The sequence below is a fragment of the Curtobacterium sp. UNCCL17 genome, from assembly GCF_000686685.1.
GTDB lineage: Bacteria > Actinomycetota > Actinomycetes > Actinomycetales > Microbacteriaceae > Curtobacterium > Curtobacterium flaccumfaciens.
Window position 1 is genome coordinate 606,570 of record NZ_KK366002.1, and the last position, 22,067, is coordinate 628,636.

Consider the following 22,067-nt stretch of genomic DNA (forward strand, 5'->3'; position numbering starts at 1 on the left):
CCGGCGCCCGGCCCGTGCACCCGACCCCCGGCCCCCGGCCCCGAGACGCGACCACGGCAGCAGAATGGACCCATGGACCAGGGTGAGCGGCGGGGCGGCGGTGTGGCGGGCCTCCAGGCCGACGACGCGACCGTCTTCGGACGCGGCACCGCCCTGCTCGGCTGCGGCGGTGGCGGCCGCGTCGACCACATGGTCAGCGCACTCCGCTTCGCGCTCGGCGACCACAGCGTGCCGGTCGTCGACCTCGACGACCCCGCGCTCGGATCGGTGGTGGCCGTCGGGCTGATCGGCTCGACCACCGTGCTCGAGGAGAAGATGCCGAGCGGTGAGGAGCTGCCGGCCGCGCTCGCGGCGGTCGAACGCTGGACGGGCACCCGTGCCGACGCCGTCGTCGCCGCGCAGATCGGCGGCGTGACCGGACCGGCCGCCGCCCTCACCGCACACGCCGCCGGACTGCCGCTCGTCGACGCGGACCTGGTCGGCCGCGCGGTCCCGCGCATCGACCAGCTGTCGGTCTTCGTCGGCCCGACCACGACGGTCACGGCAGCGGCGGCCACCACGAGCGGCCTGCGAATCGTCGTCGACGCCCGGCACCCCCACGACGTCGAGACCGTCTGGCGCGAAGCCGTCTCGCACAGCGGCGGCTGGGCGGCCTTCGCGATCGGCCCGGTCCCGGTGCCCCTGCTGCGCGAGCGGGCCGTCGTCGGCAGCGTGCAGCGCGCCCTCCGGATCGGACGCGCAGCGGGTGGCGCACGCGACGCGGCGGAACTCGCCGCGCTCATCGGCGGCCGGGTCGTCGCGCAGGGCCGGGTCATCGACGTCCAGCGCGAGGGGGACGCGCTCGCGTTCGTCCGCAGCAGCCTGGCCATCCGCGACGCCGGCACCGGTGCGGTCGCCCGGGTCGAGGCGGGCAGCGAGTACGTGCACTGCCTGGTCGACGGCCTGCCGGTCGCCAGCACCCCGAGCGTCATCACCGTCGTCGACGCACGCTCGCTCGCGCCGGTGGCGACCGACCGCACGCGGGTCGGCAACGAGCTCGCCGTGCTCGTGCTGCCGTCGGCGCCGTGGTGGTGGGCGGACCCCGACCGCACCGCGCGCATGGGACCGAGGGCGTTCGGCATCGACGCGGACGTCGTCCCCGAGGCCGTGGGCCAGGTGCTCGCGTGAACGCCGTCGGCGACCTGCTCCCGCTCCTGCCGCCCGGCACCCGCCTGCTCGTCGGCGCCGGCAGCACCGCGGTCCGGAGCGTCCGCGGGGTGGTGGGGACCCCCGACCAGGTCGGCCGGTCCCTGTCGCAGGGCGACGACGTCGTCGTGCTGCTCACCCCCGTCGACCGCGCGGACGCGCGCTTCGACGTGCTGCTGCGCCGGGCGTCCGCGGCCGGCACCACCCTGCTCGTCGTCGACGGGGCACTGGAACTCGGCCCCGGCACCACGACGCTCGCCGACCGGCTCGGTGTCGCCGTGCTCGCCACCCCGGACCCGTGGGCGACCTCGGTCCGCCTGCACGAACTCATCGGCACCGGGATGGGTCCGGCGGCCCGGGCAGCCCTCGACGCCTCCCGCGTCGCGCTCGACGCCGGCCCCGAACTCGACGACCTGTTCGCCCGGCTCGACCGCTCGCTCGGCCACCCGGTGCGGTTCCTCGACGCCTCGGGCCTGGCGCTCCGCGGAGCCGCCGTCGACGACGCGGCCCGCGCCGTGCTCGTCCGCCGCGCCGGCACGAGCGACGTGCTGACCGCCGAGGGCGTCGACGAGACGCTCGTGGCGATCCCGGTCGGCACCGGCATCGGACCGCGCGCCTGGCTGGCAATCGGCCTGCCCGTCCCGATCGCCGCCGAACAGCAGGTGGTCGCGAGTGCCCTGCAGGTGGCCGCCGTCGCCGTCGGGCACCGGCTGCTGCTCACCCGGCTCGACGACGAGCGTGACGCCCGCTACCGGATGGCGATGCTCGACGAACTCCGTGCGGCCGACGGGGCGCCCGCCCCGCAGCTCGTGCAGCGGACGATCGCCGCCGGGTGGCGGCTGGACGCCTGGCACGTCGGTGCGCGCGTGGTCGCGCGGCAGGGCGTCGACCTGGTCGCGCTCCGCCAGCAGGTCGACGCCGCGGTGCGCGCCGAGGGACTCGACGCGGTCGTCGTCGAACAGGCGGACGGCTGGGTGCTGTGGCTGTCGGAACCCGACGAACCCGGCCGGGAGGCAGTGGCCGACATCGCGGGTCGGCTGCGGCGCGCGCAGAACACGCTCCGCACCACCGTGGAGACCAACGTGGGTGTCGGCAGTCTGCAGGCGGGCCCTGCCGGGCTGGTCCGGACGCTCGGCGAGGCGGGCGACGCCGCCCGTCTGGCCGCGAGCCGTCCGGAGTCCGGGCACTTCGTGCACGTCGACCGGCTCGGGCTCGCGCAGCTGCTGCTCGCGTGGACGCAGACGGACACGTTCCTGCCGGCCTCACGGCAGTTGCTCGCACCGCTCGAGCGCGGTGGCGGCGCGCTCCTGACGACGCTCGCTGCCTACCTGGACGCGGAGTCGTCGATCGCCGAGACCGCCGCGGTGCTCGGGGTCCACCGGAACACCGTGTCCGACCGCATCGCGCGGGTGGAGCGGCTGCTCGGGGTGGACCTGTCCGACCCGGAGACCCGGCTCGCCCTGCACTTGGCGACGCGGGCGCGGGCGGGCGACGGCGGCTGAGGGCGGGTTGCGTCAGCTGCGGCTGGTCTCGCTCGTCTTGTCGGTCTGGCTGGCCTTCTCGGTCTCGCGCTTCGTTGTCCCGCTCGTCTTGGCTGTCCCGCGGGCGGGCCGGGCGGCGGCGCCGGTCTCGCGCGCCGCACCCGAGGCCAGGCCGGCCGCGATGATGAACACGAAGACGATCAGCAGCGCGCCGAGCAGGCCGATCTCCTCACCGAGGAACCCGATCAGCGGCGGCCCGGCCAGGAACGCCACGTAGCCGATCGTCGCGACCGCGCTGACCTTGGCGGCCGCGGTGCGGGGGTCGTCGGCCGCGGCGGACATGCCCATCGGGAAGCCGAGGCTGGCACCGAGGCCCCAGAGCACGACGCCCACGATCGCGAGCGGCACGTTGTCGATGAAGATGAGCATCCCGAGGCCGACCACCGCGACGGCGGCGCTGATGCGCAGGATCGGCACGCGGCCGAACTTGTCGATCAGCGGGCTGCCGGCGACGCGGCCGGCGGTCATCGCGGCGAGGAACACCGTCAGCACGGCAGCACCGCCGGCGTTGTCGAGCCCGTGGCCGTCGATCATCGCGAGGGGCAGCCAGTCGTTCGCGGACCCCTCGGCCAGCGCCATGCCGAGAACGATCACGCCGATGAGCAGGGTGTGGGGCTGTGCCCAGACCTGCCAGCGGGTGAGCGGGGTCGCGACCGGGCTGGTGTCGGTCGACACCGGCTGCTCGAAGCGGTGCTCGTCCTGGAACTTCGTGACGGCGACGAGCATGGCGGCGCTCGTGATGACGACGAGCACGATGAAGTGCCACGACACCGGGATCTCGAGCTTCTCGGCCAGCGCACCGAGGCCTGCACCGGCGAGCGTGCCGAGGCTGAACGCGGCGTGGAACAGCGGCATGATCGTGCGTCCGCCGGCCTTCTCGGCGGCGGCACCGGAGACGTTCATCGACACGTCGCACAGGCCGTTGCCGAATCCGAACGCGATGAGCGCGATCCAGATGGCGGCGAAGCCCCACCCGAGCGTGACCGCGACGCCGGCGAAGATCATCCCGACCGCCAGGCACGCCGCAGCCACCTGCACGCCCCGACGGGCACCGAGCTTCGCGACGATGTGCCCGGCGAACGTCAGACCGCCGATGGAGCCGACGGCCATGCCGAGCACGAGCAGACCCATCTCGAACGTGCTCGCCCCGAGGGAGTCGCGGACGCTCGGGATTCGCCCCAGCCACGTCGCGATGTCGAGCCCGGACAGGGTGAACACCACGAACACCGCGATGATCCAGGCCTTGGTGGTCGGGAGGGTGCGGGTGGACGGCGTCGTCATGGTGGTTCCCATCGTGCTGCGGCGCGCGCGGTGCTGCGCGTTCTGGTGCGTGTCGGTGCTGGTCTTGCGGCTGTCGAATCGATTCGACTGCTCGTTCCGGCTACGCTAACGGGCGATGGACGAACCGGCAACAGGACCCGGCGCGTCGCCTTCCCGCGGCGGCGCCACCCGTCCGTCGCGCCCGACGCTGGCAGCGGTCGCCCGTGCTGCCGGTGTCGCGCCGTCGACGGCCTCGCTCGCCTTCAGTGGTCTCGGCCCGGTGTCCGAGGACGCCAAGGCCCGCGTGCTCGCCGCCGCCGCCGACCTGGGTTACGGCGGCCCCGATCCCCGTGCCCGTTCGCTGCGCCGCGGTCGTTCCGGTGTCATCGGCGTCGTGATGGACGAGCGCCTGAGCGACGCCTTCCGTGACCCGGTCAACGTCCTGACGCTCGACGGCATCGCCGAGGTCGCCGGCGCCGCAGGTGCCTCACTGCTGCTCGTCCGGAGTCCGCTCGACGACGAGCAGGGCGCCGGCCCGCTGGTGGATGCGCCGATGGACGCCGTCGTGCTCGTCGGGTGCAACGTCCGGATCGACCCGGCCGTCGCGGTGCTGCGGCGTCGGCAGATCCCCGTCGTCGCGATCGAGGCGGACGAGATCGAGGGTGCTGTCCCCGTCCAGCTCGACAACCGCGATGCCTCACGCCGTGCTGCGGAGTACCTGCAGGGGCTCGGCCACCGGGACGTGACCGTCGTGACCCTGCCCCTCGATGCCGCGCGCCGCCGTGGCCCGATCGACGCAGCCCGGCAGGCCGAGGGCATCGCCTTCACCACGCTCGAACGTCTGCGTGGTGTGCGCCAGGTCTACCCGGGCGCCGTCGCGATCGAGACCGCCGGCAGCTCGGTGGAAGAGGGACGTCTCGCCGGCACGGAGCTCTTCGCGCCGGACGGCCCCCGCCCCACCGCCGTCATCGCGCAGAGCGACCTGATCGCCGTCGGGGTGATCTCGGCCGCGCTCGATGCCGGACTCCGCGTACCCGAGGACGTCAGCGTCGTCGGGTTCGACGGCATCACGGTCGACGACAGCCTGCTCCACCGCACTCCGATCCGGCACCTGACCACCCTGGTGCAGCCGTTCGTGCAGAAGGGCCAAGCCGCAGCCCGTGCCGCCCTTGCCATGCTCGAGGGTGCGGAGCCGCAGCCGGCGTCGTTCACGTCGGAGTTGCGGGTGGGGGACACGACGGGGGCGCCGCCAGCTTCAGGTACCGACTAACGCAGGCATCCTGCCTGGGTGCGTGTGGCAGCGGGTCTGGACCCTTGCACGCTTCTGTGGCGAAAGCGGTGTGACGTAGCCCAGAACAACACGCGTCAGGGCTTCTGACGCCGTGGTGTTGAGGTATACCCCAGAGCTACATGGGCGGTGCGACAGCCGCGAGTGACTCCTCGTCCCGCAAAGTGGAGACGTCAAATGAACCTGAGAGGGCTTCATCTGCAATAGCGTCTGTCTAGACAGAGGAGGAACAGTGGAGTTCGAAGAGCGTCTCGCAGCGCTGGCGACGAAGGTGCAGAACCAGCGCGAGGCCATCCAGACCGAAGAAGCGACGAAGAACGCGTTCGTCATGCCGTTCATCTCGACGATCCTCGGATACGACGTGTTCAACCCGCTGGAGGTAGTGCCCGAGTTCACGGCGGACGTGGGCGTGAAGCGCGGCGAGAAGGTCGACTACGCGATCATGCGCGACGGTGAGGTGCAGATCCTCATCGAGTGCAAGAAGTCGACCGAGCCGCTGAAGATCGAGCACGCGTCGCAGCTGTTCCGGTACTTCTCCGTCACGAACGCCCGCATCGCGGTGCTCACGAACGGCGAGGTCTACAACTTCTACACGGACCTCGATGCGCCGAACAAAATGGACGACCGTCCTTTCCTCGTCCTCGATCTCGCCGACATCGACGAGACGTTGCTGCCGGAGCTCAGCAAGCTGACGAAGGACGTCTTCGACCTGGACTCGGTCATCAGCGCCGCCGAGGAGCTGAAGTACGTCGGGTCCATCAAGCGCGCCATCGCTGCGCAGTTCCGTGAGCCGGAAGAGGACTTCGTGCGCCTCTTCACAACTCGCGTCTACGACGGTCGCTTCACCCAGGAGGCCCGTACCCAGTTCACGACGCTGGTCGCGAAGGCATCGAAGCAGTTCTTGAACGAGCAGGTCAACGATCGGTTGAAGACCGCCCTCGGCGCTTCGTACAGTGCTCCGGTCGGCGCCGAAGCCCCGGCTGAGGCCATGACGAGCGCGGCGGTGGCTGAGGACGACCTTGATCGCGACACCGAAATCGAGACCACGCTCGAGGAACTCGAGGGCTACCAGATCGTCAAGGCGATCGCCTGCAGCGAGGTCAAGCCAGACCGCATCGCCCACCGCGACCAGAAGTCGTACTTCGCCGTCCTGCTCGACGACAACAACCGCAAGCCCATCGCGCGCCTCTGGTTCAACGGCAAGAAGCAGAAGTACCTCGGCCTGTTCGACGAGAACAAGGTCGAGACGAAGCACCCCATTGAGAACGTGGATGATATTTACCTAAACGCGGAATATATTCGAGCTACCGTGGCCCGGTATGAGTCATGACCGATTCGCCTTACGAAGACCCAGTGCTGGCGCTCCAACTCAATAGTGATATCGACCAGCAAGGCGTGCTGAGTGTTACACATGTTCAGGTCAAACGCGGCCCTAGAGCTTGGAAGACGGCATCGTTGTTCCGCTATGGCGATGGTGACACGGGTGAGATCACTAACGAAAAGCTCACTGTTAAAACCTGGACCCGCAAGGCGGACAACGATAGTTATCACTTCGAGGAGCAGCCCAAATATACTTGGACTTGCGAAGGCGCTGAGATTGAGGCAGTTCTAGCTCTAATCACGGCTGAGTTACCCCACGACGGAACGTTCTACTTCACTCCCAATCGAGCTTCCGCGTTGCTTGCGCGAACCTTGGCCAGTGAAGGTGATACCGCGGTTGCGGTGGTGAGTGAGTTGCTGCAAAAGCCCGCAGTTCGCGCTGCACTGGTCGGGAGCGATGCGGTGTCTTCCGCCACGGCGCTTTTGACCCATCAGAGTAGGTCAGCGGCGCTGGACCGATTGGAGGCAGTCGCCCTCGATCCAACAAGTATCGAGAACGACTTGCAAAAGGCTTTAGAGGGTCAATGGTGGTTGTTCGGCGGGCAGTACATTGGTGAGGCTGGCCGGCGCTCCTTTCACGTGCTAGACCAACTCGATATTCCTCTGCTCCGCGCCGACGGATCGCTTCACGTCGTAGAGCTCAAGAGGGCGCAGATACCCGCCCTCATCAAAAAATACAGAAATCATTATATGTCGGGTCCGAAGTTCATGACGCCGTTGGGCAGGCAATGAACTATCTTCGCTCCTTTGATGAGAGCGCCCCGCTGATTTTGCAGGATTTCGGAGTTGATGTGAGGCGATCGTCAGCGACGGTCGTGATCGGGCACAGCGACTTTGTCGCTGGCGAGGCCTCCCGCAAAGATGTGTCTACTACACTCCGGACCTACAATAGTCATCTGTCGCGCGTACAGGTCATTACGTTCGACGACCTCATCGGTGGGGCCCGCGCTGCTCTCAAAGCTTCCGATTTGGCCGGTGAACCTGAGCTGACATAAGAGCGCCGTATCGGCGTGAACGAGAACAGCCGGCAACCCGAGGGGGGCCGGCTGCTTTCGTTGGGGGAGTGGCGTCAGTGTGCGGCGTCGTACGCGTCGCGGACAGCCTGGCTGATGCGGCCTCGGGAGGAAACCTCATGGCCGTTCGCGTTCGCCCAGTCGCGGATCTTCGCGGTTGCACAACTGCCCTGGGGCCACATCACGGTCCTCCTTGACCGGCTCGATGACCACGACCTCCGCGACTGGTACGCCGGACGGGCCGCCGCGCACGGATGGTCGCGGAACGTGCTCGAGCACCAGATCCGTACCGCACCGCACACCCGGCTGCGGGCGGCGCCGACGAACTTCGCCGAGGTCCTCCCGCCGGGGGACTCGGATCTGGCGCAGCAGATCACGAAGGACCCCTACTTGCTGGACTTCCTCGCCCTCGACGGGGACGCGAAGGAACGCCACCTCGAGCAGGCACTCGTCGACCGGATCATCGACACCCTCCGCGAACTCGGAGAAGGGTTCGAGTTCGTCGGCCGACAGGTGCACTTCGACGTTGACGGGGACGACTTCTCCGTCGACCTGCTGTTCTTCCATGTCGAGCAGCTCCGGTGCGTTGTGATCGAGCTCGAGACGGGAAGTTCAAGCCGGAGTACCTCGCCCAGCTCGGCTTCTACGTCGCCCTCGTCGACGACAAGCTCCGCCGACCCCAGCACGCCGACACGGTCGGCCTGCTGCTCGTCGCGGACAAGAACGACGCCGTCGTCCGGTACTCCCTCGCGGAACAGCAGACCCCGATCAGTGTCGCCAGCTACGACCTCCTCCCGCCCGAGGTCCGAGCGGCTTTGCCTTCGGAAGTCGACCTCGCAGCCGCACTTGCTACGGAGACCGACACCCTCCAGTCCTGACCAGGGGCACGTGCCACCAAAAGCCCCCGCCGTGTCTCACTGAGAAAACCGTCGGGCGGGTCTGCTGAGACACCGAGATTCCCGGATCCTGGCGGGCTACAGAAACGGCCGTACGTGTGCGGTAGCCGATCGGCTGAACGAACCAGGTCAGTCGCAGCGGGTAGCGCCGTGATACCGTCCGGGCGCTCGATGAACAACGAAGGATGAGTATGCGCGTCAAGGTGGCAACGGTCGGTTTAGGCGTCGTGGCGATGGCGTGTGCGGCACTGTTGGCGGGATGCTCACAGTCTCCGGATCCGTTACCGACGGCGACGCCGTCTGAAGCGGTGTTGAACGGGGATGCTGAAGCGCGCCAGCTTGCTGTGGGGGATTGCTTCGACGCGGCCGCGCTGAAATCGCGCGCGAAGAGCGCGGTGCGGTCGTGCTCGTCGGGGCACCAGAATGAGGTCTACGCGCGGCTGTCTCTGGGGGAGGCGTCGACGAGGCCGGATGATGACCATCTCCAATTGGACGCGTCGAAGCAGTGCTTGGCGGCGTTCGAGCCGTACGTTGGACGTGACTTCGATCACTCCGCAGTCGGGTACTCCTACTTGTATCCATCTGTCGACGCGTGGCCTGCTGGGGACCACGACGCAGTCTGCTACCTCGTCAATCATGGCAAGCACGCGCTTACCCGATCGCTTCGCCACTCCAAGGTCTGAGGAACGGCTCAGACTCGCCGTTGACGACAAGTTGGTGACCGCAACAGGCATTACTTTCAGATTGCCCATGAACCAGGTATGGGCAGTCTGTAAGGGGATCTGGTGGGTCGTCACACCTATGCGTCGTTGTCTGCTGTCGTTATCGGGGTGGTGCTCGCTGCAAGCGGCCTCGTCGCCCCACCAGCGCTAGCCGTCTCAACGCCGACCCCTGAGGTTGGCGGCATCGCCGCGACGGCGACGCCCACGGCATCCGCAACGCCGACAGCTCCGGCGACGCCGACGGCACCGGCGACCCCGACGGCACCGGTCCCGTCACCGCCAGCCGTACCGACTCCCAGCGCAATGCCCGCGGCACCTGACGCGACCATGGCGGCGCCGGTTACGTCGACCGCTAGTTCGCCGCCGCCCCGGGCCACTGATCGAACTGCGCATGCCGGTACGCGGGTGAAGCCCGCTCCGGTGCAGCAGCAGCACACCACGCATCTGTCCGAGCCGCAGCGCGGCGTGGTTCCGTGGGGGGCAGCATCTCGGGGGAGTGCGCGGACGCAGCGATCGGACGTCCCGGCGATGGCGGCTGCAGTAAAGCCAGATGGCCGGATGGCTATCGCTGATGTGCCGATGGTGGTGGAGGCGGATGGTTCGACGCAGACCGTCATGCAGTCGGTGCAGGCGAACATGGTGCCCGCGAAGGCGGACGCGGTTCCGAACACTCCCGGGGACGGTTCGCTCAATGTGGGGACGACGCCGACGTTGACGGCGTCGTCGTCGGGTACCGATCAGTTCGACGCTCCGATGTATCGGTTCTTGGTGTGCCAGGCGTACGACGTCAGTTTTTTCTTCAGTGTGTCGTGCGGCAAGACCACGATTGCCGATTCCGGGTGGATTTCGGCGAAGTCGTGGAAGGTGCCGCCGGGGAAGATGGCGGCGAACCACACCTACAGCTGGACCGTTTCGGTGAAGGATGCCGGCGATACGCCTCTGCTTGTGTCTGGCACGGTCGCGAAGGTGATGTCGGCGGGAGCGACGCGTCAGAACCCTGACTCGGCGGACTTCATGACCGAGCTGATCGGCCCGTCGAACGGTTCCACGACGACGTCGTTGACGCCGAAGCTGACCGGTCACGCCACGATGGCGATGACGCAGGACTACCAGTACAACTTCAAGGTCTTCACGTGTGCGTCTGCGGCATCGTGCGCGGACGGGACGCAGGTCGCTGACTCAGGTTGGTTGAGCGCTGGGTCGTACACGATTCCGGCGAAGGTGCTGCGGCGAGGCGTGAACTACGTCTGGTCGATGGACATGCGCAACAACCCGTACGTCTCCGAGACCGGGCGTCAGCATTGGGCGTTCGGTGAAATCGTTCCGCTGCCGACGGGCACTAATTATGGATCGTCGTCGGCGACGACGGCGATCGACGGTGTGGATCTTGGCGACCGCCACTACAGCACGGCAGAGACTGATGCGTCGGTGACCGCTCCCGGTGGGAACCTGGCACTGGTCCGGACGTACAGTTCTTCCAACCCGACGGCGACCGCTTTTGGGACCGGCTGGTCGAGCGTTGTGAACATGACCATCGCCGCGAACAGTGTGGGCGAGACCGTCCGCATGGGTGACGGGCATGAAGTCGCGTTTGGATTGAACCCGGATGGCTCGTTCGGTGTCGACTCCCGGAACGCCGGAATGACGTTGACCGGCTCGGGCGGGAATTTTGTCCTCACGGACGTCGCCGGTAACAGGTACACGTTCACAGCCAACGTCCTGACGGCGATGACGAACGCGCAGGGCCTGGTCACCGACGTGAAGCAGGCCTCCGGCAAGGTGTTCGCGCTGACGGATCGAACCTCAGGTCGCTCTGTTGGGTTGGTGTGGAGTGGAGCCCACGTGGCCGCGGCGTTCACGAGTGCGACAGCGATCACGGCGGCGCCGAGCGCGGTGCCTACGATCACGGCACCGGCTGCGTCGTGGACGTATACATACTCCGGAAACACGCTGACGAAGGCGTGCCGGTCGGGCACACACGGCGGATGCCGCTCGTACGGGTACAGCACCGACGCGACACCGCTGCTGACATCGACCCGGAACACCGCCGGCGCGGTACAGACCCAGATCGGCTACTCCAGCGGATCGGTGAACGTGGTCGCAGATGAAGGCGGGTCAACCCGTTTCGCGGCGACCACTGGCTCCAAGGGGGACAGGGTCACTGTCACCAAGCAGAGCGGCGAGGTTGACACATATACGACCAACCTCTTCGGCGAGCCCGTCGGACTGCGCACCAGCTTGGGTGCGGCGACGAACTGGGAGTACAACCTCGCCGGGCAGATGACGTCGATGAAGTCCGACTCAAGCTCCCTGTATGTGGAATACGACATCGCAGGTCGCGTCATACAGCACCGGGATGCGCTTGGGTCGCAGTCGTACACGTACGTCGCTTCGGGCAACGGAGCGGGCAAACTCGCGACCGCGTCGCTGCGTGGATTTTTGACGGGCTCCGTCCCCGGGCAGGCTTATCAGTACGACGCGTCGGGGCGGATTACCGCGATCGTTGCCGGCGCTGCCGGCTCTACGCAACGCACCACGAAGTATGCGTACACGACCGGGAAAGAGGCGGCAGTCGGGGGCGGGACCGTCCCGGCAGGGTTGACGTTGAGCACCACGAACGCTGCCGGAAAGACCCAATCGTTTGGGTACGACAAGCTCGGGCAGCTCACCACCGAGACCGATCTGCGGGGACTGGTCCGCATCTTTGGGTATGACGGCCTCGGCAACCTGTCCGGGAGCACGGTGACGATGCCGGGCGCGAGCAGCCCGTACCAGACCAGCACCTACCGATACGGCGCCGACGGTCGCCTCGCGTCTGCGACTGGACCCGCTTCCGTGGATGTGGTCTCCGGTGACACCCGGCAGCTCACACAGCAGTACACGTACGACGATGACGGCAACGTGCTGACCAGCACCGACGTCACTGCCGTTGGAAACACGCACACCACCACGTACACGTACGACACGCACGGCCGGCCGTTGACGGTCACCGGACCCAGCGGCACCCTGACGCACACGTTCACCTACGACACGTCCGGCAACCTCGCCACGGACACCGACGCTCGCGGTACCACGAACCGGTTCACATACGATCCCGCCGGGCACCGACTCACCACGACCGCTGACTACCACTCGCCCACCGGGTTTGGGTCGACCACCCGAACGTTGGAAACGAACACGTACGCACCGTCCGGGCAGCTCTCGACTCGCGTGGATGCGGCCGGGCAGACATACGCGTACACGTACCGGACCGACAACTTGGTCGCGACGATCACCGCGAAGAACGTCCCCGCCGGTAACGGAACCCGGGAAGACCTCACCGTCGCCTCGTACCTGTATGACGAATACGGGCTGATCGCGGAAGCGTCGATGGACGACGCCAAGCATGTCGTCACGATGACCTACGACCAGTTCCAACAGGTCACGGAGGTCAAGGATGCCTCCCAAGCACAGGGTCCGGGCGCGATCATCCGCGACACCGCGTACACCTACGATGCGCTCGGGAATCGGCTCACCGCGACCGACCTCGACGGATCCAGGGCGGCTGTTCGGGTGGAACAGTTCGCGTACGACCCTGCGGGCGCGCTGACCAGCGACACAGTCCGCAGCACGGCGACGAGCACCGACGCGACAACCACCTGGTATCAGCGGGATGGCGCCGGTCGCCTCACCGGTGTCACGGACCCGAACGGCGCTGCTGCCGGTGACACCGCGCACACCACGACCTACACGTACGCAGCAGATGACCTCCCGGTCCGACAGGCCGGCCCCGCAACTGCTGCGGGCTCGGCGACGACAACGATCGGATACGACGGCTACGGGCGCCAGAACGCGCTGCAGGATCCCGCGGGTGCGATCACAACGGTCACGTTCGACAAGAACGGCAACGTCCTCACCCAGGCCGACCCATCCCACGACGTGGACGGCAAGCCCGCAATCACGACGGCGACATACGACGCTGCGGGTGACGTCACCGCCGTCACCGACCCGGCCGGAGCGACGACAACGTACGAGTACGACTCCGCCGGCAACCGGGTGCGCACCACTGCGCCTGCGTTTGCTGAAGGTGGTGACTCCCGTGTCACAACGGCCGAATACGACGCCGCCAGAAACCTGACCAGCAGCACCAGCGCCGCCGGTGTGAACACCACCGCTACCTACGACACGTTGGGCCGGCTCACGTCGAGCACCCTGCACGTCCGGGTGCCGTTCGGCACCGACGACCGCACCACCAGCGTCGACTACTTCGACGCCGGGTACGGCCGCACCACCACCGCACCCGGCGGTGGGAGCACCACCGAGCTCTCCGACGCATTCGGACAGCTGGTATCCGTCGCCGACGCGGACAAGGTTGCCACCACATACGGCTACGACCTGCTCGGGAACCAGACCACCGCATCGGATAGTGTCGGTACCACCGAAACGCGCAGCTACAACCCTCGCGGCGAAGTCACCGCAACCTCAGTTGCGGCGGCTGATGGCACGGTGCTGCGCACCGGAGCATTCGGGTACGACAACGCCGGGAACCAAACATCGGTCACCGATCCCCGCGGAAACACCACCGACCTCGGGTACGACGCGGTCGGGAACCTGACCAGCATCACCGATCCCGGCCTGCCTGCGGCAACGGCCACGTATGACCTCGTCGGGCAGCAGACCGGGTACACCGACCCCACCGGCGCGGCGACCACCGCCACCTACACGCCCGCCGGCGACCTGGCGACCCTCACCGCGCCGGCAACCCCGCAACAGCCCGACCCCGCAGCACGCACCCGCAGCTACGGCTACGACGCGGACGGACGGCAAACGAGCACCGACGAGCCCGGTGACGTGCACCTGACGAACACGTACGACACCGCCGGGAACCTCACCGCCGAAAAGGCAACCCACGGGTCTGCGACCGGGAACCGCTCCTTCGGGTACGACGCCGACAACCGGATGATCACCTTCAGCACCGGTGCCGGCAACGAGACGCTCAGCTACGACGACTCCGGGGCCGTCACCCAAGCATCCGGGCCCGCCGGCGACGCCACGTTCGGATACGACCCGGACGGCAACGAAACCAGCCGCGCCGACCCGTCCGGCAACTCCACCAGCACCTACACGCCGGCCGGACGAATCAAGACGCTCACCGTCGCGGGGGTGAGCAGCAAGCTCACCTACGCCTACGATGCCGCCGGCCGTACCCGCACCATCACGGCCGGGACGGCCACGCAACGCACTATTGGATACGACCCGCTCGGGCAGCTCCTCACAGACACGGTGAAGAACGCATCCGGTGCCACCGTGTACGGGCAGAGCAACACATGGGATGCCGCCGGCAACCTCACCGCTGCGACCGTCAGCCCGGACACGTCTGCGGGAGCCGGCACCACGGCATACACGTACGGCGCAGACGAGCAGCTCACCTCCTGGACCGCTCCCGGCAAGCCGCAGCAGCAGATCACATGGGATGGGGCCGGCCGCCCGACACAAGTCGGCGACGAGGCACGCACCTACAACGGGCAAGGCCAGCTGCTCACCGCCGGCACCCGTACCTACACGTACTCCAACGCTGGCGCGCTGACCGCAAGCGCCGACGGTGATACCACCACGAACTACAGCTACGACGAGTTCGGGCAGCTCACCGGCGACGGCAGCAGCACCTACAGTTACGACGCACTTGGCCGCCTCACGGCATCCGGTAGCGACGACCTCACCTACGCCGGAACCAGCACGGAACCCGCAACGGTCGGGAAGACAGCGCTGCACCGCACCACGCAAGGTGCGCTCGCGTTCATCGACGGTGCCGAAGCGATCACGAACAGTCACGGCGACCTCACCGCCGAACTCACCGGCGCGACGCTGACCGGCAGCAGCAGTTACGACCCATTCGGGACTGTCACGAGCACCAGCGGCACGATGAGCACCGCGATCGGTTTCCAGTCGCAGGTCACCTCCGGCACCGCAACCCACATGGGTTCCCGTTGGTACGACAGCAGCACCGGCGGTTTCCTCACCCGCGACACCGGCGCCGTGCCGCTCAACCAACAATCCAGATACAGCTACGGTGCGGCGAACCCGATCACCAACGCTGACCCGAACGGCACTTGCGTGGGCCCCGTCGCGGTCGTCTGCGCCGGAGGAGCCATCGGCGCTGAGGTCGGTACGGCGGTCGAGCCTGGCGGCGGGACAATCATCGGTGGCGCCCTTGGCGCTGCGGTCGGAGGGATCGCGTTGGGCGCGGGTGTCCGGTGCGCGACGATGACCGCCTGCACCAGCGCCGTCAGCAAGTGGACAAAGGACACGTTCCAGTACGGGTCCGGGGCGCGCGGTGTCACCATGCACCTCAACCTGCCGGACCTGCCGGTCGCCTCCCACGGCAGCTGGGGCAGCATCGGAGCGGTCAACATCCCGAAAATGGGACCGATCAACATTCCGAAGATCGGCCCGATCAACATCCCCACGATCGCTCCGATCAACATCAACATCGACCTGTCAGGCCTGACGGCCTGGTCGGCGAACTTCGACGCGTACATGCCGCAGCTGCAGAAATCAATGGCAGCGCTCACCACTTCGATGGCCGCGTTGAACGTCTCGATGACGCAGTTCGCGGCGTATCAGGCGAAGATCGAGAAGGGCCCGCCCGCGTGGGTGCGGACCGGCGTGGTCCCGGTCGGGACCGCCGTCGCTGGAACGTGTGCTGGCATCGGCGGCAGCGGGCTGACATCCTGCTCGCCGGTCGCTGCCGCGCCGACTCTCACCACCGCGGTCCTGCCTGAGGCGCAGCAGAGCACCACGGTGCTGCAAGCCGCAGCACAAGCAGGAACGCAAGCGCCCGCGACCAGCGGCGGCACCAGCTCAGCCGACAACGGCGGCTGCCAGCCCGGCCAGGTGCAAACCTCTGTCGGCTGCGAAACCCTCACTCAACTGCTCCAACGCATCGTCACCCGCGAATCCGAACGCCTCAGCGGGGATCCTTCCGCGATCGAAGAGGGGCTGAGTAGCGAAGAGATGGGCGCTGTGGCGCGTCGACCGTTCCTCGGACGGGTGAACGTCGGCAAGGCGATGGAACGTGCAGTCAAGCGAGACGCGGACGTCGCTGAGCACTTCGAGCACATCGGGGGAAATTCACCGGTGGACTTCATCGGCCGGTCCGACGGTCTCGGTTATGAGATGACCACCGACACTCCCAGCACCCTTGCCCGCCATCTCGCCCGTCCCGGTGTCGATGCGACACGGATCGCCACGTACTCGATGCGCCGCTTCGCCAGGTACCTGGCGCAGCTGTTCGGAAAGTAGGGTCAACAGATGCCTGCAGCACGAAACGTGATCCGTGACGTCTGGCTGGAGCCTGGAACGGTGATCCAGGACCGGGAGTGGGCCAAGACCACGTTCCACAAGATCCACGCCCGCCGGTCCGCGGACCTTGCACTGCGCCCACGGTTGGAACGGTTGACGTTCACCGACGTGAAGCTGGAGTGGAGCCCCGCAGACGCGAGTGTCCTAACCGACATCCGGGTGCACAACATCCGCAAGGACGATTCCTCGATGTTCTTCACAGGGTGCACCTACGACCGTGTGGCGTTCAGCGGGGATTGCGGCACCACAATCTTCGATCCGTCCCTGCTGATCGGTGGGGATCTCAACGAGATCTACCGTGAAGCCACCTTGCAACATGATCGGGACAGCCGTGTCTTCTCGATCGACATCTCCGACGCGCGGGGCAACTTCGAAGTCCGCGGTTACCGTGCCGCGCGCATGATCATCAACCCCGAGCTGCACGCAATCGTGCGGCGTGATGACGTGCTGGGCCGTGATGTTTCTTGGCTCGACGCCGATTACAGCTCGTTCGCGTTCCCGATCAAACGGGTGCTGGAGCGTGGCGGGGAGGACGCACTGTTGTGCGCGTATCCGAAGTCGAAATACTTCGACGCCCAGCTCGCAGCGATCGCGCGTCTCCGCGCGGACGGTATCGCGGACACCGTTGCACCCAACACGTACGCGGGCCGGTAGGAGGGACATCGATGTTTGTTCGGTTCTTGCTGCCGGCTGATCCGCCGGAGCTGCCGGTACCGCTGCCGGTATTGCTGCTGTTGACGCCCATTGTTTCGGGGGTCGCGGAGCAGTTGCGTCGTGCCGGGTGGGTTGCCGGCAGTGGTGCCGAGTTCACCGAGACCGCCACCTCCCTCCGGTTCGACGAGAGCGGTGGCACGGTCACCGTCACGGTGGATGGTGCGCCGGTGTTCACCGAGCCCTCTGCCGACGCGTCGAGCTTTGCCGCGTGGGAGTCCGCGGTGACGCAGTTCGACGGTGAGGTGCTGCTGATCGCGACCAGCCCGGACGCTGCAGCGTCGCTACTTGCCGGGGGAACGGTTGATCCGAGTGCGCTGATGCGTGGCGGTCACGGCACGTTCGCCCGGATCGCTGTGGAGGTATCCGATGCCAGTCGCTGATCGCAGCGACGAGTGCGGCGTTCAGGATGATGTGTACCGGGTCCGCGCCTACCGGCGGCGCACAGCGTGGTTGTAGTGGTTTGCGGTGGCCCTCATCACAGTTAGCGGCTTCAGTATCGTGCGCGGTCGTGTCGGACTGCACGATCTCCTGCTCCTCTGGACAGGCCCGAGCACGGTTCGATCCGGGAACGTGACGGCGTGCTCGAACTGGTCCCGTAGCGGCGCAGCAGCGACCCCATGACCGGCGGGGTCGAGGGAGCTCGCCGCACCACGTCCACGGGCTCCCGCGCACGAAGCGGGTGCGGCCTAGTCGTCGTCGGCGGACAGTTCAGCCGCCATGCTCCACCCTTGACCTTCTGTCCACGACAGCGTGACCCAGCAGTCCTTCGCCCGCTTGTCGGCAGGGTGCACGAAGACGCCGACGATGGTCGTCACCACCGCGTCGTTCGAGGTGACCTTCGCACCCGGTGTCAGGAGCGGTTCGCAGACCTTCCACGCCGTGACCGCGCCGGTACGCTGATCCTGTCCCACCGCCGACACGAAGCGGTGTTCGTCGTGCTCCTCGAGACCCTCGACCGCTGCCTGTCTCGCGGCGGTCTCCGAGGCGTCGGAGGGTTCGCCTCCGACATCGGTCGGGACGTTGTGTCCGGAGCAGCCGGCCAACGCGACCGCGGCGACGATCCCGATGCTCGTGAGCAGCGGGGTCCGCGAGTGGTTCCGTGCGAGCTTCATGCGACATTCCCTACGGATTGTCGAGGCACGGCGCTGATGCGCACCCCGAGCCCCACCACCGCAACCAGGTTCACCACGCTCCCGACCAAGAACCCCGTCGTCCCACCCGCGACTCCCGCGACCGGCCCGAGCACAGCCATGAGCACCGCCCCGACGACGAACCCGGCGACCGAGGCGAGGGCGACCTGGCGCGAGCGTCCGGCGGCGAGCAGCAACGCCGCCGGCACGAGCCCGACGGTGAACACCCACACCGCGACCATCAGGTACCGCAGGTCCGCGACGGCAGCGGCGCCCTCGGCGGGGTAGACGATCGGCAGGAACCACCCGGCGAGCAGGGCGACCAGGCCGAACACGACGGCGGAAGCAGCAGCGAACCCGACGACGAGCAGCAGCGCCCCGCGGGAGCGCAGCGATCCACCATCGGTCCGGTGCGCGAACGCCGGCACGAGCACCTGCCCCAACGCCTGCCCGAGCATCGACGCCGGCGTCGCCAGGGTGAACGCAGCGGCGTAGACACCGGCATCGTGTGCCGACGACGTCACCTGCGCCGAGATCATCGTCAACTGCAGCAACCCGTTCGAGGTCACCACCGCCAGCACGTTCCACGCCGCGAACCCGAGCACCCCGGCGGCGGGTTCGCGCGAAGCCGGCGAGAAGCCGTTGCCCCGCGGCCAGCACGCGATCGCGAACACCGTGTACCCGATGGCCAGGGGCAGCAGCACGAAGGGCTCGAGGCGGGCGACGCAGGCCACCACGAGCAGCCCGAGCGCCAGCACGCTCGTCACGGAGTCCCAGAGCGCGACGCGGGGCGCGCGGTCGTAGCCGAGCTGCGCGCCGCGGGCGTAGCAGTAGAGGCCGTAGCCGACGACGACCGCGGCACCACCGAGCAGCATCCCGGGGCCGTTGCCCCAGGCCAGCGCGATCGGCACGGTGACCGCCGCGAGCACCACGCTCGAAACCAGCATGGACACCCCGAGCAGCCGGTTCACGGAGGCATCGGACCGCCGACCCCGCAGTGCGATGGCCAGGAACCGTGACGCGGTGTTGCCCGCGGCGTTCGGCCAGAGCAGGGCGACGAACACCGAGAGCGACAGCAGCGCGGTGGTCTGCCCGAGGGTCTCGGTCCCGAACACCCGCCCGACGACGACGGTCACGAGCAGCTTCGCGACGCCCTGCACCCCGATGCCGACCGTGGCGAGCACGGCCGACGAAGCCACCGAGGACGACGGTGCTGCAGGAGAATCAGGCCCGGCGGACGAAGCGGGCCCAGCCGGAGAAGACCCGCTCACCGCGCCAACGCCTGTTCCACCCAGCCGCGCCGGTGCGCCCGCACCCCGAGCGTCACCGCCCGGACCCCGATGTACCCGAGGGCGAAGGCCGCCCACAACCCCGCGAGCGTCCCACCGGCCCACCAGAGCAGCGGCAGGTACACGACGAGGTTCAGGCCTCCGGCGATGGCCAGGTACCGCGCGTCCCCGGCGCCGATCAGCACCCCGTCGAGCACGAAGACGTACCCGGCGACGGGCATCCCGACGGCGATGAGCACCAGCACGACGGGCAGGGCGTCCCGCACCGCCTGCGAGTCCGAGAACACCGGCCCGAGCACCTCGCTCACGGCCAGGGTCAGCACCCCGAGCACCACTCCACCGGCGATCCCGAGCAGCACGAGCCGTCGCGTCACCAGTCGCACCCGCTCCGGGTCGCGTCCGCCGAGTCCGTGTCCGACGAGCGCCTGCCCGGCGATCGCCAGGGCGTCGAGTGCGAACGCCAGCGTCGAGAAGACGGTCAGCCCGACCTGCGTCGTCGCCAGCCCGGTGGTCCCCAGCCCGGCGGCTGCCCCGACGGTCGCGAGCATCGCGATCCGCAGCGACGCGGTCCGCAGGAACAGCCACGCCCCCGACCGCAGGGCCCGGGCGACGCCCGAGGCGCCGGGTCGCAGCGGCGCCCCCGACGACCGAGCGGCCCGCACCGCGATGCGCACGTAGACGACGGCCATCGCCCACTGCACGATGACGGTGCCGGCGGCGGATCCCTCGACACCCCAGCCGGCGCCGTAGATCAGGACGGCGTTGAGCAGCCCGTTCGCGACGAACCCGATGGTCGCGACGACGAGCGGGGTCTTCGTGTCCTGCAGCCCACGCAGCAGTCCGGTCGAGGCCGTCACGACCAGGATGCCGGGCAGCCCGACCAGCGAGATGGTCAGGTACGCGGTCGCGGCGGCCGACACCTCGGCCGAGGCGCCGAACAGGTCGACGAGCGGTCCGGCGAGCGGCCACCCGACCAGCGCCAGCACCACCCCCAGCACGAGCGCGAGCCACATCCCGTCGATGCCCGCGTGCACGGCTCCGCGACGGTCGCCACCACCGAGCGCCCGTGCCACGGCCGGGGTCGTCGAGTACGCCAGGAACACCAGCAGCCCGGTCACCGTCGACAGCACGGCGCTCGCGAGCCCGACGGCCGCCAGCGGCGTCGCGCCGAGGTGCCCGACGAGCGCGGTGTCGGTCAGCAGGAACAGCGGCTCGACCACGAGCGCTCCGAGCGCGGGCACCGCCAGCCGCACGATGTCGCGGTCGACCGCGCGCCGCTCGGCAATCACTGCGGCTGTCATCGTTCGGGGCACCAGGCCATTCTGGCGGGGGTGCGGTACGGGCGTCGTCCGCACACCCGGTGATGGTCGCCGTCGTCGACTTGGCCGGTCTTGCGGGATGGCTCGGTGTCCCGGCTCCTACGCTGTTCGGATGCGTTCTCTCGTCAAGCTCGATGACTGGTCTGCATCTGACGTCGATGCGGTCTTCGACCTGGCTGACGCATTCCGTGCGGGCCGGGGGCCCGTGACGGAGGGCGCGGCGGTCATGTTCTTCCCGCCGACGAGTCTGCGCACCAGGGCCACGTTCGAGCGGGGCGCTTCGCTCATGGGGCTCGAACCGATCGTGTTCCCGGACACGACACTCGACAAGCCGGAGGCGCTGTCAGATGTCGCTCGCTACCTCGAGAACTGGGTCGACATCGTCGTGGTGCGCCACCAGGACCTCGCCGTGGTCGACGCCTTGGCTGCGGCTCACGCGCTGCCAGTCGTGAACGCGATGACGGACGACAACCATCCGTGCGAGGTGCTGTCCGACCTCCACGCCTTGCAGCAGCGGGGCGACATCACCGCGATGCGCTTCCTCTTCGTGGGCGCGGACAGCAACATCGCCAGGGCGTGGCAGGAAGCCGCTCGCGTCTTGCAACTCGACCTCATCCAGTGCTGCCCGGCCGAACTCGCGACCGCGGGGGCTGCGTGGACCGACGACCTCGAGGCAGCTGTGCGGTCAGCGGACGTGGTCCTCACCGACGGTCCCGGTGCGCACGCTGACGCTCTCGAGCAGTATCGGATCACGGCGGCTCTCCTCGACCTCGCGCCGCCGGGAGTCCGCTTCAACCCGTGCCCGCCGTTCCTGCGCGGCCGTGAGGTCAGCGTCGACGCTGTGGAACACGCCGCATTCGTCGGACACGACTTCAAGGCCGGACTCCTGCCGGTGCAGCAAGCCGTCATGGCGTTCTGCCTCGGCCTCGGCTGAGCAGGCGTCCCGCCCACCGGATTGAGTGTGTCGGACGATGCGCGCCTCGCTGGCG

General features: G+C 68.2%; 16 protein-coding genes and 1 pseudogene. 12 read left to right on the forward strand and 5 right to left on the reverse strand.

From position 1 onward, the window contains the following. The first annotated feature begins 72 nt into the window (after positions 1–72). Positions 73–1,167 carry a DUF917 domain-containing protein gene (locus BR70_RS0116760; protein ID WP_051597044.1) on the forward strand — a complete coding sequence of 365 codons (1,095 nt, stop codon included), beginning with the start codon at positions 73–75 and terminating at the stop codon, positions 1,165–1,167. Then, positions 1,164–2,687 carry a helix-turn-helix domain-containing protein gene (locus tag BR70_RS0116765; RefSeq protein ID WP_035809322.1) on the forward strand — a complete coding sequence of 508 codons (1,524 nt, stop codon included), beginning with the start codon at positions 1,164–1,166 and terminating at the stop codon, positions 2,685–2,687. The genes BR70_RS0116760 and BR70_RS0116765 overlap by 4 nt, the downstream gene beginning before the upstream one ends. Positions 2,688–2,699: 12 nt before the next feature. Here BR70_RS0116765 and BR70_RS0116770 read toward each other — a convergent pair whose 3' ends face one another. Then, positions 2,700–4,007: an MFS transporter gene (locus BR70_RS0116770; RefSeq protein ID WP_027467000.1), complete on the reverse strand. Its 1,308-nt coding sequence runs from the start codon at positions 4,005–4,007 to the stop codon at positions 2,700–2,702. A gap of 115 nt (positions 4,008–4,122) precedes the next feature. On the opposite strand from BR70_RS0116770, the gene BR70_RS0116780 reads away from it, so the two are divergent. The 4 genes from BR70_RS0116780 (at position 4,123) to BR70_RS23950 (ending at position 7,649) form a co-directional block, all read left to right on the forward strand. Continuing rightward, entirely contained in the window at positions 4,123–5,256 is a 1,134-nt protein-coding gene (locus BR70_RS0116780; RefSeq protein ID WP_027467001.1) for a substrate-binding domain-containing protein, read from the forward strand. A 250-nt stretch (positions 5,257–5,506) separates the two neighbouring features. Continuing rightward, complete coding sequence (locus BR70_RS0116785; RefSeq protein ID WP_027467002.1) at positions 5,507–6,604, forward strand: type I restriction endonuclease; 1,098 nt, start codon at positions 5,507–5,509, stop codon at positions 6,602–6,604. After that, positions 6,601–7,386 (forward strand): hypothetical protein, encoded by a 786-nt coding sequence (locus tag BR70_RS23405; RefSeq protein WP_155896913.1) that lies wholly within the window; start codon positions 6,601–6,603, stop codon positions 7,384–7,386. The genes BR70_RS0116785 and BR70_RS23405 overlap by 4 nt, the downstream gene beginning before the upstream one ends. Continuing rightward, complete coding sequence (locus BR70_RS23950; RefSeq protein WP_442854652.1) at positions 7,383–7,649, forward strand: Shedu immune nuclease family protein; 267 nt, start codon at positions 7,383–7,385, stop codon at positions 7,647–7,649. Before BR70_RS23405 ends, BR70_RS23950 begins: the two co-directional genes overlap by 4 nt. A gap of 74 nt (positions 7,650–7,723) precedes the next feature. On the opposite strand, the gene BR70_RS23910 is transcribed toward BR70_RS23950, so the two are convergent. Then, positions 7,724–7,849, reverse strand: coding sequence for an Lsr2 family DNA-binding protein (locus BR70_RS23910; RefSeq protein ID WP_442854653.1), 126 nt, complete (start codon positions 7,847–7,849; stop codon positions 7,724–7,726). On the opposite strand from BR70_RS23910, the pseudogene BR70_RS21495 reads away from it, so the two are divergent. From BR70_RS21495 to BR70_RS0116820, 5 genes and pseudogenes are all read left to right on the forward strand, one after another. After that, positions 7,848–8,545: pseudogene (locus BR70_RS21495) on the forward strand (PDDEXK nuclease domain-containing protein). The gene BR70_RS23910 and the pseudogene BR70_RS21495 sit on opposite strands and share 2 nt — an antisense overlap. A gap of 209 nt (positions 8,546–8,754) precedes the next feature. Further along, on the forward strand, positions 8,755–9,246 hold the full coding sequence (locus BR70_RS0116805; RefSeq protein WP_197019663.1) for a septum formation family protein: 492 nt from the start codon (positions 8,755–8,757) through the stop codon (positions 9,244–9,246). Between the two features lie 597 nt (positions 9,247–9,843). After that, positions 9,844–16,566, forward strand: coding sequence for an RHS repeat-associated core domain-containing protein (locus BR70_RS0116810; RefSeq protein ID WP_197019664.1), 6,723 nt, complete (start codon positions 9,844–9,846; stop codon positions 16,564–16,566). 9 nt (positions 16,567–16,575) lie between these two features. Next, positions 16,576–17,280, forward strand: coding sequence for a hypothetical protein (locus tag BR70_RS0116815; protein WP_155896914.1), 705 nt, complete (start codon positions 16,576–16,578; stop codon positions 17,278–17,280). Between the two features lie 11 nt (positions 17,281–17,291). Then, positions 17,292–17,720, forward strand: a complete 429-nt coding sequence (locus tag BR70_RS0116820) for a hypothetical protein (RefSeq protein ID WP_027467008.1) — start codon at positions 17,292–17,294, stop codon at positions 17,718–17,720. Between the two features lie 306 nt (positions 17,721–18,026). Here BR70_RS0116820 and BR70_RS0116825 read toward each other — a convergent pair whose 3' ends face one another. The 3 genes from BR70_RS0116825 to BR70_RS0116835 all read right to left on the reverse strand — a co-directional run bounded on the left by BR70_RS0116825 (position 18,027) and on the right by BR70_RS0116835 (position 21,060). Beyond that, positions 18,027–18,452 carry a hypothetical protein gene (locus tag BR70_RS0116825; protein WP_027467009.1) on the reverse strand — a complete coding sequence of 142 codons (426 nt, stop codon included), beginning with the start codon at positions 18,450–18,452 and terminating at the stop codon, positions 18,027–18,029. After that, positions 18,449–19,669, reverse strand: coding sequence for a lipopolysaccharide biosynthesis protein (locus BR70_RS0116830; protein ID WP_027467010.1), 1,221 nt, complete (start codon positions 19,667–19,669; stop codon positions 18,449–18,451). The genes BR70_RS0116825 and BR70_RS0116830 overlap by 4 nt, the downstream gene beginning before the upstream one ends. A 68-nt stretch (positions 19,670–19,737) precedes the next feature. Further along, positions 19,738–21,060 (reverse strand): MATE family efflux transporter, encoded by a 1,323-nt coding sequence (locus BR70_RS0116835; RefSeq protein WP_035809326.1) that lies wholly within the window; start codon positions 21,058–21,060, stop codon positions 19,738–19,740. Positions 21,061–21,190: 130 nt separating this feature from the next. Here BR70_RS0116835 and BR70_RS0116840 point away from each other — a divergent pair, with 130 nt between their 5' ends. Continuing rightward, entirely contained in the window at positions 21,191–22,012 is an 822-nt protein-coding gene (locus tag BR70_RS0116840) for an ornithine carbamoyltransferase (protein ID WP_027467012.1), read from the forward strand. Positions 22,013–22,067: the final 55 nt, after the last annotated feature.

Bases quoted from the DNA above. Each gene is read 5' to 3' on its own strand.
- BR70_RS0116760 (WP_051597044.1), top strand. From the start codon at position 73: ATGGACCAGGGTGAGCGGCGGGGCGGCGGTGTGGCGGGCCTCCAGGCC.
- BR70_RS0116770 (WP_027467000.1), bottom strand. From the start codon at position 4,007: ATGACGACGCCGTCCACCCGCACCCTCCCGACCACCAAGGCCTGGATC.
- BR70_RS0116780 (WP_027467001.1), top strand. From the start codon at position 4,123: ATGGACGAACCGGCAACAGGACCCGGCGCGTCGCCTTCCCGCGGCGGC.
- BR70_RS23405 (WP_155896913.1), top strand. From the start codon at position 6,601: ATGACCGATTCGCCTTACGAAGACCCAGTGCTGGCGCTCCAACTCAAT.
- BR70_RS23950 (WP_442854652.1), top strand. From the start codon at position 7,383: ATGAACTATCTTCGCTCCTTTGATGAGAGCGCCCCGCTGATTTTGCAG.
- BR70_RS23910 (WP_442854653.1), bottom strand. From the start codon at position 7,849: ATGTGGCCCCAGGGCAGTTGTGCAACCGCGAAGATCCGCGACTGGGCG.
- BR70_RS0116805 (WP_197019663.1), top strand. From the start codon at position 8,755: ATGCGCGTCAAGGTGGCAACGGTCGGTTTAGGCGTCGTGGCGATGGCG.
- BR70_RS0116810 (WP_197019664.1), top strand. From the start codon at position 9,844: ATGGCTATCGCTGATGTGCCGATGGTGGTGGAGGCGGATGGTTCGACG.
- BR70_RS0116815 (WP_155896914.1), top strand. From the start codon at position 16,576: ATGCCTGCAGCACGAAACGTGATCCGTGACGTCTGGCTGGAGCCTGGA.
- BR70_RS0116820 (WP_027467008.1), top strand. From the start codon at position 17,292: ATGTTTGTTCGGTTCTTGCTGCCGGCTGATCCGCCGGAGCTGCCGGTA.
- BR70_RS0116825 (WP_027467009.1), bottom strand. From the start codon at position 18,452: ATGAAGCTCGCACGGAACCACTCGCGGACCCCGCTGCTCACGAGCATC.
- BR70_RS0116835 (WP_035809326.1), bottom strand. From the start codon at position 21,060: ATGACAGCCGCAGTGATTGCCGAGCGGCGCGCGGTCGACCGCGACATC.
- BR70_RS0116840 (WP_027467012.1), top strand. From the start codon at position 21,191: ATGCGTTCTCTCGTCAAGCTCGATGACTGGTCTGCATCTGACGTCGAT.